Origin of the sequence: Salegentibacter salinarum (assembly GCF_900168115.1) — a bacterium.
Taxonomy (GTDB): domain Bacteria; phylum Bacteroidota; class Bacteroidia; order Flavobacteriales; family Flavobacteriaceae; genus Salegentibacter; species Salegentibacter salinarum.
Genome location: NZ_FUZC01000012.1, coordinates 24,041 through 36,847, shown reverse-complemented (window position 1 = coordinate 36,847; position 12,807 = coordinate 24,041). Strand labels below are relative to the sequence as shown.

Genomic DNA, 12,807 nt, shown 5'->3' with positions numbered 1-12,807 from the left:
TGCACAATTAATAATCGAGTAAAATTTTAGATGTCGTCAAAACTTACATCGGTAAACTTCTCGGGAGAAACGCCTTGCGCCTCACCGTTTTCAGAAGTTTCATATTCCTTTTTGAAATCTTTTTGGTGACGTTCGCTAATTACCTCTTCTCCTTTTTCATTTAGAATAAAATCGGTCATCTCCTGTAGAATTTCATTAAAACCGGCAAAATCTTCTTTGTAAAGGTAAATTTTGTGTTTTTTGTAGAAAAAAGAACCATCATCGTTGGTAAACTTTTTACTCTCGGTAATAGTTAGGTAATAATCGTCCGCACGCGTGGCTCTTACATCAAAGAAGTAAGTTCTTCTTCCGGCCCTTAGCACTTTAGAGAATATTTCTTCTTTCTCCATCATTCCCTTGTCGCTCATAAAATAGATTCTTTAATAGTTTGGTTTTAGTACTGCTCAAAAATCTAAAAATTTTTAACATCTAGCAAAAAATTTTCACATTTCTTTTTCATTTAGCTGTTTTGCGTACAATTCTTTGTAATAGCCTTGTTGGTTTAGTAATTGGGAATGAGTGCCTTGTTGTACAATAGCACCGTCTTCCAGGATAATAATCTTATCGGCATTTTTTGCTGAAGAAATCCTGTGACTAACGATTATTGTAGTTTTTTCTTTTGAAATTTTAAAAAGGTTATTCAGTATAGCTTCTTCAGTTTCAGTATCTACGGCTGAAAGACAATCGTCAAACAACAAAATCTTAGGATCGTGAATTATGGCGCGGGCAATAGAAACACGTTGCTTTTGTCCGCCGGAAAGCGTAATACCGCGTTCTCCTAAAACAGTCTCATAACCTTTGCTGAATCCAACGATATTATTATGAACGGAAGCATTTTTTGCAGCTTCAAAAATCTCTTCATCAGTTGCATCCGTTTTTCCGAACTTAATATTGTTTTTAATAGAATCGCTGAACAAAAATGCATCTTGAGGCACATACCCAATGCTATTTCTCAAACTATCCAGATTTAAATTTTCAATATTTTTTCCGTCTATGCTAATCGATCCCTGATCAACATCATATAATCTTCCGATGAGTTCCAGGATAGTAGATTTTCCTGCACCGGTTTTTCCAATTATTGCGAGGGTTTCTCCGCTGCCTACTTCAAAAGAAATATTTTTAAGCGCGGTAATATTGGTGTCATCGTATGTGAAGCTCACATTATTAAAAGCGATGCTTCCGTGAATTTCATCAGGCGCTTCTTTTCTATTGGTGATTTCAGGTTTTTCGTCTAAAAACTCATTGATACGTTCCTGGGAAGCATCAGCTTGTTGCACTAAAGAAGTCACCCAACCAATAGAAGCGATAGGCCAGGTAAGCATATTTACATAAAGAAGAAATTCAACAATAACCCCAATATTTTCAATTTCACCATTTATATATTGATTACCACCAACATAGATTACCAGCACGTTACTAATGCCTATCAGCAAGACCATAAGCGGAAAGAAAAATGCCTGCACTTTTACCAGGTCAATATTTTTATCCCGACTTCCGTTAGCAAGATCTACGAAATTATGATTAATCTGGGTTTCCATTCCGTAGGATTTTATCACGGCAATTCCACTAAAACTTTCCTGTGTAAAAGTGTTAAGCCTGGAAAGATATTGTTGCACCACGGTACTGCGTTTATGAATGGCCACACTAATTTTATAAATAGAAAATGCTAAAACCGGAAGTGGCGCCACAGTATACAAAGTAAGTTCGGGTGCTGCCTGAACCATAAAAATCAGCACAACAACGGTAGAAGTAAAAGTGGTTACTGTGTACATTATTGCCGGCCCAAGGTACATTCTTACTTTACTAACATCTTCGCTAATTCTATTCATTAAATCGCCGGTACGGTTCTTTTTATAAAAATTAAGCGAAAGTTCCTGGTAGTGTTTGTAGATCTCGTTTTTAAGATCAAATTCAATATAACGCGAAACCACAATAAAGGTTTGTCGCATTAAAAAGGTAAGAAATGCAGCTACCAATGTTGCTCCTATAATTAGCGCAATGTTTATAGCAAGTTCGGTTCTAAGAACGTCAATGGTACTAATTTCACCGTTAATATATTGCTCTATCGCATCAGTAGAATCACCGATTAACGGAATATAATACAATGCGAAAATACGGGCAACGATGGTAATTACGAGGCCAATTAGTAATTTCCATTTATACTTTAGGAAATATTTATTGAGATGCTTAAGGTTCTTCATTTAAGAGTAAAAAAGCTAAAATTTGAGGATATGTTATTTTAACACGTTTTAAAAACCTCTTTGTTGAAATATTCTTTATTTTTGCACTGTGATTTTCAGAAATATGAAAACACTAATTTATAAAATGTAACAAGTTATGCAAGTTGATGTTCTAAATGCAAATGAACTTAAAAAGTCTGCACCGGTATTCGGTCAGCTCTCTTTTGACAACCACGAGCAAGTAGTTTTTTGCAACGACAAAGATACAGGTTTAAAGGCAATTATTGGTATTCATAACACGGTTTTAGGACCTGCACTAGGTGGTACCAGAATGTGGAATTACAGCAGTGAATGGGAAGCATTAAATGATGTTTTACGCCTTTCCAGAGGTATGACCTTTAAAAGTGCGATTACCGGACTAAACCTTGGTGGCGGTAAAGCCGTTATTATTGGTGATGCTAAAACCCAGAAAACTCCTGAACTTATGAGAAGTTTTGGACGTTTTGTAGATTCCCTTAGCGGAAAATATATCACTGCAGAAGACGTAGGAATGGAAACTGCAGATATGGATACCGTTCGAGAAGTTACTAAATATGTAACCGGAATTTCTGAAGATAAAGGTGGAGCAGGTAACCCGTCTCCAATTACCGCTTACGGCGTTTTTATGGGGATAAAAGCCGCTGCAAAACATAAATTTGGAAGCGACGATCTTGAAGGAAAGTCGGTATTGGTTCAGGGAATTGGTCACGTTGGCGAAACTCTTGTAGAACATTTAACTCAGGACGGTGCTAAAGTTTTTATCAGTGATATTAACGAAGAACGTCTTGAAGCAGTAAGAAATAAATATGGCGCCATAATTTATGACGAAGCTGATGTTTATGCAGCTGACGTAGATATCTATGCACCTTGTGCACTTGGAGCTACCATTAACGATGATACGGTGAACCGCATTAAGGCAAAAGTTATTGCCGGTGCAGCGAATAATCAGTTGGCAGATGAAGTTACTCACGGCACAATTTTAAGAGAAAGAGGAATTGTTTACGCTCCAGATTTTCTAATTAATGCCGGCGGAATTATAAATGTTTACGCCGAATTAGAGAATTACGATAAAAAGGAAATTATGCGTAAGACCGAAAATATCTACAATACTACCTTAGAAATTCTTTCTAAAGCAGATAAGGAAGATATGACGTCGCACTTCGCAGCGCTTAAAATTGCACAGCAAAGAATTGAAGACAGAAAAAAACAAAATTTGAAGTAATCAATTTCAAAAGTTTGGTATTTTTGCAAGGCGAAAGAATATTCTTTCGCCTTTTCTAATTCTAAAAAGTTCTTTTACACTTATGTTGACAAGAAGACATATTCGGGTTAAAGTAATGCAATCGCTATACGCCTTTAACCAAAGCCAAAACGATAATCTGGGAACCGAAGAGAGATTCCTGCTTAAAAGTATGGAAGAGATGTACGATCTTTTTCTGGTACAATTAAGCTTAATAGCCGAATTAAAAGGCCAGGCCGAAAACTTTTTAGAAAAATCTCAACAAAAACATCTTGCCACCACCGAGGATAAAGATCCAAATAAAAAATTTGTTTCCAACGCCGTTTTTGAAATTCTTGAGCATAATGAAAGCCTGCAGGATGCATTGGAATCGAGAAAAATAACGCACTGGAAAAGGGATGATGATTATGTGCAAATTATCTGGCAGGAAATAAAGAAAAGCGATCGTTACGAAAATTACATGGAAACCCGCGATTCCAGCTTTAAAGAAGATAAAGAGTTTATTATCGCTATTTTTAAAGAAGTAATTGCACCCAACGAAAAACTTTACGATTATCTTGAAGACGCTAAACTTACCTGGGTAGACGATCTTCCACTGGTAAACACAGCCGTGCTGAAATTCCTTCAGAAATTAAAGCCTAATTCTGCTGAAAATTTAAAGATTGGAAAGCTTTATAAAAATGAAGAGGATAAAGAATTTGCAAAAGAATTATTCAGAAAAACTTATTTGAATGATGACACTTTAGCGAACGAAATGCTAGGGAAAACCCCCAACTGGGATAAAGATAGAATTGCTGAAATTGATATGATTCTTATTAAAATGGCGATTTGTGAATTTTTAAAATTCCCGTCAATCCCGGTAAAAGTTACTATCAATGAATATTTGGAGCTGGCCAAGGAGTATAGCACGCCTAAAAGCAGCATATTTATCAATGGGGTTCTTGATAAACTTTCTAAAGAATATAAAGAAGATAATAAGTTAAATAAAGTAGGGCGGGGCCTTATGTAGTCAATAAAATTTCTTATTTTTAAAAATTAAATTATAAAGTTCACTATTATGAAAAATGGAATCTTAATGTTAGCTGCAGTAGGGGCGCTGCTGTTTACTTCTTGTAAAGAAAACAACGATAACGCCTCAGAAAAAGTTAAGGCCGAAAACGTAGAAAGCGCTGCAGAGCGTGATGCACAGGCAACAGTTTATCCTAAAATGGAATTTGCAGAATCAGAACATGATTTTGGAAATATTGCTAAAGGTGAAAATGTAGAGCATACGTTTACCTTCACCAATGAAGGGCAGGCGCCATTGGTAATTACCAACGCAAAAAGTACTTGTGGATGTACAGTGCCAACCTGGACCAAAGAACCAATTCAGCCGGGAGAAAGCGGTGAAATGGTAGTTAAATTCAACGGTTCTGGAAAAGGGCAAGTAACAAAAACTGTTACAGTAACTGCTAATACTGAAGCTGGTACAGAGCGTCTTAGAATTAAAGCTTTTGTAGAAACCGAAGAAAATGCTAGCTAGTAAATGGATCAATTAACCCAGTTTGCCCCAATAATATTAATGTTTGTAGTGGTGTATTTTTTTATGATACGTCCGCAAATGAAAAAAGCTAAACAGGAACGTAATTTTGCTTCAGAATTAAAGCGTGGTGACCGTGTGGTGACCAAAAGTGGAATGCACGGCAAAATTATTGATTTTAGCGAAAAAAATAATGCGGTAATTATAGAAACCGGAGCAGGAAAAATAACCTTTGATCGTTCTTCCATTTCTATGGAAATGAGTAAAAAACTCAACGAACCGGCAAAGCCAGAAAAAGAAAGTAAGGCCAAAGCCATTAAAGAAAAGAAATAATTTTTCTGTTTTAATCAATAGAATTTAAAATCCCCGGGGCAAAAGCTCGGGGATTTTTATTTTGTAGAATGCCCGGAAAGATGATTTTTTTTCCGTTAACCTGAACCTTCCCGCCCGGTCAGGCGGGCTTGTTTCCGAGCTTGCTCCGAAAACTGTTCGGAGTTCTAACACTGAAAACATCCCGAGGCCTCGGGAGAGAATAACGTCAATCTTATTTAGCAGTTTTTATATTTATCGTTTAACCCAACCCCGTTTAAAATCATTGGTTTAATCTTATATAGGCGTGACTGTTTCGTAGCTTCCCGTTTAGCTTCAGTAATATAATCGGCGTATTCCCTTTGTTTTCCTTTAGTTAATTGCTGAAAGGAATTCTTTAAATCTTCATCTTTCTCTAACTCAAATTTTAATTCTGAAGGGAATATTAATTTTTTATCTTTTAAAGGTTTTATTTCTTTTCCTTCCCGCTGATTCTGTATGGCTTCCGCTACATATTTTTGAATAATTTCCAGTTTTAATTCATTGCCTTTTTCAAACCTTATTTGTCTCAAAGCTTTGGTTTTGCCTTGCTGAGCGTTGTAAAGCAAAGCGGTATTTTCTTTTAATAAAGCCCCATTAAAAAACCAAAGTGCACAATGATTTTTAAAGGCTGCGATTCCCATTATATTTTTACTATCTAAGGCGTAAACGGGAGCGCCCCATTTTATACATTCTTCTAATTCAGTATTTTGCAATACTTCTCTTAAAGAAAGTAATTCCTGTTTCCAGGTGGGGTGGGTTTCAATATATTGGTCTACCGATTGTACAGCCATTTTTTGAACTTTTAGATAAAGTCTTTACTCGACAATTGAGATTTAAATGTTCCGGGGCTTGCCTGCCATTTTCGCAGTTGGGCCTCGAAAATTAAACAATGGTTCTCAATGAATACTTCGTGAGCTTGCCCCGAGGTAGTTTACTTATAATTTTCTGAAGTCAGTTCCACGATTTTCACGATTACTTCAGTGGCTTTTTGCATACTTTCTACCGGTACGTATTCATATTTTCCGTGGAAATTGTGCCCACCGGCAAAAATATTAGGGCAGGGCAGTCCCATATAACTCAGTTGTGCTCCATCGGTTCCGCCGCGAATTGGTTTTAAAATAGGTTCTACATCTACCTCTTTCATCGCATTTTCAGCAATTTCTATAATATGCATCACCGGCTCAATTTTTTCTTTCATATTAAAATACTGGTCGGTAATTTCGACTGAAATACAGTCGCTTTCATACTGCGAGCAAATTTCTGAAGCCAGGTCTTGCATCATTTCCTTACGCGCTTCAAAATGTCCTAAATCGTGATCTCTAATTATGTATTCCAGAATGGTTTCTTCTACATCACCCTGCATATCACTTAAATGAAAAAATCCCTGCCGGCCTTCGGTATGCTCGGGGGTTTCCAATCGCGGTAGGGAATTAATAAAATCTACGGCAATATACTGGCTGTTTACCATTTTATCCTTGGCGTAACCTGGGTGCACACCTCTGCCCTGAACTTTAACAATAGCTTTTGCGGCATTGAAATTCTCAAATTCCAATTCGCCAATTTGGCTGCCATCCATAGTGTAAGCCCACTCTGCACCAAACTTCTCTACATCAAATTTATGTGCGCCACGGCCTATTTCTTCATCGGGTGTAAATCCTACCCGAATCTTCCCGTGAGGGATTTCAGGATTATCCAACAAATATTTCATCGCCGTCATAATTTCGGTGATCCCGGCTTTATCATCGGCGCTTAAAAGACTGGTGCCATCGGTAGTAATTATGGTCTGACCTTTATATTGCTTTAAATCATCAAAATATTCTGAAGACAGAATGATGTTTTTCTCTTTATTGAGGATAATATCATTACCGTCGTAATTTTCAATAATTTGAGGTTTTATATCGGTAGCATTAAAGTCCGGAGAAGTATCAAAATGCGAGATAAAACCTATCACCGGAACCTTATGAGCAACATTAGCCGGAAGCGTGGCCATCACATAGGCGTGATCGTCTATACTAACTTCGGTCATTCCCATTTCTTTTAACTCATCGGCCAGTTTTCGGGCTAACACCCATTGTTTATCGGTACTCGGGGTGGTTGTGCTATTGGGATCGCTTTGGGTATCAATCGTGATATAGCTAATAAAACGATCTATGATGCGCTGTTTGTTAATCATTGGTTAGTAGTTTAATCCAAAATTAAACATTCACATTTCAGCTTCAAAACCTTTTAAGATTTACTGCCGGTTTTTTATGATTTCTGCTATTTTTGCACAAACCAACTACCATGTATAAATCTTCGCTTAGGCCTTTATTATTTCGATTTGACCCGGAATGGGTGCATCATTTTACCTTTAAAACGCTTAAGAAAGTGGGCAAAACTGCTGCTTTTAAAAGTTTCGTACGAAAGAAATTTCAAGTTGAAGATCCGCGCCTGGAACGGGAAGTTTTCGGCTTAAAATTTAAAAACCCAGTGGGGCTTGCCGCTGGATTTGATAAAGATGCGAAGCTATTCCAGGAACTCTCAGATCTTGGTTTCGGTTTTATTGAAATAGGAACGGTAACTCCAAAGCCACAACCCGGAAACGAAAAAAAACGGCTTTTCCGATTAAAAGAAGACGGCGCGATCATTAACCGAATGGGTTTCAATAACGATGGTGTAAAAGCAGCGGTAGAAAGACTAAAGGAAAATAAAAATGTGCTTATTGGTGGAAATATTGGGAAAAATAAGATCACCCCAAATGAAAATGCTGTAGACGATTATAAGATTTGTTTTGAAGCTTTATACGATTATGTGAATTACTTTGTGGTAAATGTGAGTTCGCCTAACACACCAAATTTGCGAGAATTACAGGATAAGGAACCGCTCACCAATTTGTTGAATACGCTGCAAGGTTTAAATGCTGAAAAACCAAAACAGAAACCAATTTTACTTAAAATTGCACCCGATCTTACCGATGCGCAACTTTTGGATATTATCGATATTGTAAAAGAAACCAAGATTGCCGGTGTGATTGCAACTAATACCACAATTTCACGCGAAGGTTTACAATCGGAAAACAAAAACGAAACCGGAGGATTAAGCGGAAAACCATTAAAAAACCGTGCTACCGAAGTTATTCGGTTTCTTTCTGAAAAAAGTAATAAGGCTTTTCCAATTATTGGGGTAGGTGGAATACATTCTGCCGAAGATGCTTTGGAAAAATTGGAAGCAGGTGCCAGTTTAGTCCAGCTTTATACGGGCTTTATTTATGAAGGTCCGGGCTTAATAAAAGAGATTAATATGAAGTTACTTGAAACTGAGAATAAAAATTAATCATAAGAATATTTAATCGCAAAAATTGTTAGAGCAACTTATTCCCTTTTTAACTGCATCGGCGATTCTCACCATTTCACCCGGTCCCGATATTATTTATGTAATGGTACAGGGAATGGCCAATGGGAAAAAACACGGATTTGTCACAGCTCTTGGACTCGCTACCGGGATTATAATTCACACCAGCCTGGTTGCGTTTGGGGTTTCGGCAATAATTAAGAGTTCTGAAACCCTCTTTTTTATTATCAAACTTTTCGGTGCCGTTTACCTTTTATATCTCGCCTGGCAGGTTTACAAAAGTGATCCTGAAATTGCCTATTCTGCTAAAGGAATTAAAGCAAAGCCCTTATTTTCCCTTTTTAAGCAAGGTTTTATAATGAACGTATTGAACCCCAAAGTAACTATCTTTTTTCTCGCATTCTTTCCTGGATTTCTTTGGGTACCCGGCGGGAATACAGTGGTACAATTTTATATCCTGGGGGGCATTTTTATGCTTGTAACCATTATGATTTTTGGAAGTGTAGCCTTACTGGCAGGAAAAATCTCTACCTATCTTAAAAAACATAAACATTCGGGGGTGGTTTTAAAATGGCTTCAAATTGTAGTATTTATCGGAATTGCAGTTTTTATACTCGTTTAAAAGAATTCAGTATTATTCTTTGTAAGAAGCTTAGTGGAATTAGTAATTAATAGCTTTCAATTAAATAAAATGAATTAATTTCCAAAGGTTTTTAAATATTCCTTAAAATACTATCTTTGAAGGTATGGATAAAATCAAGCTTATCGAGTGTCCGCGAGATGCAATGCAGGGAATTAAAACCTTTATTCCTACAGAAAAAAAAGTGCAGTATATTCAATCTTTACTGCGCTGCGGATTTGATACCATAGATTTTGGAAGTTTTGTTTCTCCAAAAGCAATTCCGCAAATGGCAGATTCTGCTGAAGTTTTAGCCAAATTAGATCTCAGTACTACAAAAAGCAAATTGCTTGCAATTGTTGCAAATACGCGTGGTGCGCAAGATGCTTCGGTACACCCGGAAATTAATTATCTGGGTTATCCTTTTTCTATTTCTGAAAACTTCCAGATGCGTAATACTCACAAAACTATCGCTGAATCGGTAGAAATATTAAGTGAGATCCTGGAGATTGCCGAAAAAACTGATAAAGACGTAGTAGCTTATCTATCCATGGGTTTTGGAAATCCGTATGGAGATCCGTGGAATGTAGAAATAGTAGGGGAGTGGACAGAAAAATTATCTGGAATGGGAGTAAAAATCCTTTCTTTATCTGATACCATTGGGAGTTCTACTCCTGAAATCATTGAATATTTATTTTCAAATTTAATTCCAGAATATCCTGAAATTGAATTTGGAGCCCATCTTCATACCATACCCACAAAATGGCACGAAAAAATTGATGCTGCTTATAAATCAGGTTGCAGAAGATTTGACGGCGCAATCCAAGGTTTTGGTGGTTGCCCAATGGCCAAAGATGAGTTAACCGGAAATATGCCTTCCGAAAAAATGCTTTCCTATTTCAATTCAAAAAAAGCAGATTCTAATATTAAAATGACCAGCTTTGAATCGGCTTATAATGAAGCTTCTAAAATCTTCTCTGCATATCATTAATTATTTTATTTAAAATTATTCTTAATAATAGTTGTTGCAAATAAATTACAATTATATATTTGCTACCTATATTTAATCAGTCTAAATAAAGTAACAATGAAAAAGATTTTGACAACTCTTGTTCTTAGTGGCCTTGCCTTTACTTCGTGTACATCAGATGATGATACAATACCTGAAGATGAGCAAATTGAAGTTCCTGCTCAATACTCGTTTGAGAGAGATGGGGAATCAACCGTAAGTTACACAGGACAAACCCAAAGATTAAGCATGGTAAAGGAATTGTTTGCCGAATTCCATAATTTCGAGAATGCTACTCAAAGCAGCATGTCTAATATGTTTTCTAATGAAAACGATCCTTTTACAAGCCCTGAGCTGAACGAAACTTCAAAAAGCATTAAAAGCAAAGTAGCTGCCTCAAGATTGTACTTTTCTACAAATACAGTAGCCAGTAACGAAATAAAAAACGATTTTGAAGAATTTATTAGTATTCAGGCTAATGAGGTTTTTCCTAATGAAAATGAGCTTGCAGCTCCCGGGAAAGCAGGTCAAATTGCAGCCGGATCTTCAGAGCGATATATAGACGAAAAAGGTTTAGAGCCCGATCAGGCTTTTGCTAAAGGATTAATTGGTGCGCTTGTAACCGACCAAATGCTTAACAATTATCTTTCTGTAGAAGTGCTTGACGAAGGAGATAATCTTGTTAATAACGACGAAGAAAATGTAGAGGAAGGAAAAAGCTATACTACTATGGAACATAAGTGGGACGAGGCTTATGGCTACCTTTATGGAGATTCTTCCATTCCTTCTGAAAATCCTAATACTGATTTAAATGAAAGTGATGACATCCTTCTTTTTAAATATATGGGAAGTGTAAATAATGATAGTGATTTTGAAGGTATTGCTGAAGAAACTTTCGAAGCTTTCAAAACCGGTAGAGCTGCAATCGTTGCCGGGGATTATGATCTTCGTGACCAACAGGTTGCTATTATTCGTGAGAACGTTTCAACCATAATCGCAGTGCGTGCCATCTATTATCTACAAGCCGGTAAAAATCAACTGGCTGAAGGTCAGGATGGAGTAGCCTTCCATTCTCTTTCTGAAGGCTATGGCTTTATTTATAGCCTTATGTTTACTCATAATCCGGCAACAGGATCTCCTTATATTTCGGCTGAAAAGGTAGAAGATTACCTGGAGCAGTTAATGGCTGGAGATGGTTTTTGGGATGTGACCCCGGAAACTCTTGATACTATTTCTGAAGAAATTGCTGCTTCATTTGATTTTACTGTGGAGCAGGCATCTGAATAACTTTTGCAAACAAAACAACCAGGGTTAAAGTAGTTTTTTTTACCCTGGTTTAATTCATTATAATTATGATCAGGATACTAAGATTTTCAACCTTGTTCTTACTTGCAGCAGTGATTTCCTGTAGTGATACGGAAGATACTGATGATGGTGCAAATACCGATTCTTTTGATCGTGGAGAAATGCTTCAGAATTGGGCAGATAATATAATTATTCCATCTTTTGAAAATTTTGAAGGTATCACTCAAACTCTGGAAGAGAAAACGTTTGCTTTTACCAGTGATCCTTCCGAAACAACTTTAAATGAATTACGCAGCGCCTACGAGGACGGTTACCTTGGGTTTCAAACGGTTTCATTATTTGAAATAGGAGAGGCTGAAGCTATAAATTATCGTTCTAATCTAAATACTTACCCATTAGATGCAGCCGGTGTGGACGGAAAAATTTCTACTGATGATTATAATCTGGAATTGCCTTCTGCTTATGATGAACAGGGCTTTCCTGCACTTGATTACCTGCTAAACGGACTTGCTGAAACCGATACAGAAATCGTAGAATTTTATACTTCTCACGAAAATGCAGAGGTTTATAAAAATTATCTAAATGATGTTTCTAAAAGGATAAATGCGTTAACTAATACAGTGCATTCAGGATGGAAGGACTCTTTTCGCGATGATTTTGTTTCAAATACAGGCTCGTCCAGTACAGGCGCAGTAGATCGTATAACAAATGATTACGTTCTCTATTACGAAAAATTTGTTCGCTCGGGAAAAATAGGAATACCTGCGGGTGTTTTCACAGGAAATCCGGTACCGGGTGCGGTAGAAGCATATTATTCACCTTCACTTTCAAAAGATCTGTATCTAAAGTCTTTACAAACTACTCAGAATTTCTTTAACGGCCGTCATTTTAACGGCAGCCAGGAAGGCCCCGGGTATGATGATTACCTGGATTATCTTAACAGCATTAAAAACGGTGAAGATTTAAGCAAGCTTATAAACAGCCAGTTTGATATAATAAGAGCACATGCGGAGGTGCTGGACAACAGTTTTGTTAGCCAGGTTGAAAACAATAATAACGAAATGTTAGCGGCTTATGATGAGTTACAGCAAAATGTAATTTTGCTGAAAGTAGATATGATGCAGGCACTTTCAATAAGTGTAGATTATGTTGATTCTGACGGCGATTAATATTTCC

Annotated in this window: 13 protein-coding genes; 9 read left to right on the top strand and 4 right to left on the bottom strand. The window is 36.9% G+C overall.

Features of this window, described 5'->3' with window-relative positions; translation table 11 throughout:
- Positions 1–26 precede the first annotated feature (26 nt).
- Positions 27–407, bottom strand: coding sequence for a PUR family DNA/RNA-binding protein (locus B5X53_RS14060; RefSeq protein ID WP_079713867.1), 381 nt, complete (start codon positions 405–407; stop codon positions 27–29).
- Positions 408–482: 75 nt separating this feature from the next.
- Positions 483–2,240, bottom strand: a complete 1,758-nt coding sequence (locus B5X53_RS14055; protein ID WP_079713865.1) for an ABC transporter ATP-binding protein — start codon at positions 2,238–2,240, stop codon at positions 483–485.
- A gap of 136 nt (positions 2,241–2,376) precedes the next feature.
- Between B5X53_RS14055 and B5X53_RS14050 the strand changes: the two genes are divergently transcribed.
- The 4 genes from B5X53_RS14050 to yajC all read left to right on the top strand — a co-directional run bounded on the left by B5X53_RS14050 (position 2,377) and on the right by yajC (position 5,350).
- Positions 2,377–3,480 (top strand): Glu/Leu/Phe/Val family dehydrogenase, encoded by a 1,104-nt coding sequence (locus tag B5X53_RS14050; protein WP_079713863.1) that lies wholly within the window; start codon positions 2,377–2,379, stop codon positions 3,478–3,480.
- An 82-nt stretch (positions 3,481–3,562) separates the two neighbouring features.
- Entirely contained in the window at positions 3,563–4,507 is a 945-nt protein-coding gene (gene nusB / locus B5X53_RS14045; protein ID WP_079713862.1) for a transcription antitermination factor NusB, read from the top strand.
- A gap of 48 nt (positions 4,508–4,555) precedes the next feature.
- Complete coding sequence (locus tag B5X53_RS14040) at positions 4,556–5,020, top strand: DUF1573 domain-containing protein (RefSeq protein WP_079713860.1); 465 nt, start codon at positions 4,556–4,558, stop codon at positions 5,018–5,020.
- A gap of 3 nt (positions 5,021–5,023) precedes the next feature.
- Positions 5,024–5,350, top strand: a complete 327-nt coding sequence (gene yajC / locus B5X53_RS14035; protein ID WP_079713859.1) for a preprotein translocase subunit YajC — start codon at positions 5,024–5,026, stop codon at positions 5,348–5,350.
- 215 nt (positions 5,351–5,565) lie between these two features.
- Here yajC and B5X53_RS14030 read toward each other — a convergent pair whose 3' ends face one another.
- Positions 5,566–6,159 (bottom strand): YdeI/OmpD-associated family protein, encoded by a 594-nt coding sequence (locus tag B5X53_RS14030; protein WP_079713858.1) that lies wholly within the window; start codon positions 6,157–6,159, stop codon positions 5,566–5,568.
- Positions 6,160–6,299: 140 nt separating this feature from the next.
- Positions 6,300–7,541: a peptidase T gene (gene pepT / locus B5X53_RS14025; RefSeq protein ID WP_079713856.1), complete on the bottom strand. Its 1,242-nt coding sequence runs from the start codon at positions 7,539–7,541 to the stop codon at positions 6,300–6,302.
- Between the two features lie 110 nt (positions 7,542–7,651).
- On the opposite strand from pepT, the gene B5X53_RS14020 reads away from it, so the two are divergent.
- From B5X53_RS14020 to B5X53_RS14000, 5 genes are all read left to right on the top strand, one after another.
- The gene (locus B5X53_RS14020) at positions 7,652–8,680 is read left to right on the top strand and encodes a quinone-dependent dihydroorotate dehydrogenase (RefSeq protein WP_079713855.1); all 1,029 of its coding nucleotides are present in this window, start codon (positions 7,652–7,654) and stop codon (positions 8,678–8,680) included.
- A gap of 25 nt (positions 8,681–8,705) precedes the next feature.
- A complete protein-coding gene (locus tag B5X53_RS14015) occupies positions 8,706–9,320 on the top strand; it encodes a LysE family translocator (protein WP_079713853.1) in 615 nt (204 codons plus the stop codon).
- Positions 9,321–9,444: 124 nt separating this feature from the next.
- Positions 9,445–10,308, top strand: a complete 864-nt coding sequence (locus B5X53_RS14010; RefSeq protein ID WP_079713852.1) for a hydroxymethylglutaryl-CoA lyase — start codon at positions 9,445–9,447, stop codon at positions 10,306–10,308.
- 96 nt (positions 10,309–10,404) lie between these two features.
- A complete protein-coding gene (locus tag B5X53_RS14005; protein ID WP_079713851.1) occupies positions 10,405–11,613 on the top strand; it encodes a DUF4856 domain-containing protein in 1,209 nt (402 codons plus the stop codon).
- Between the two features lie 65 nt (positions 11,614–11,678).
- Complete coding sequence (locus tag B5X53_RS14000; protein WP_079713850.1) at positions 11,679–12,800, top strand: imelysin family protein; 1,122 nt, start codon at positions 11,679–11,681, stop codon at positions 12,798–12,800.
- Positions 12,801–12,807: the final 7 nt, after the last annotated feature.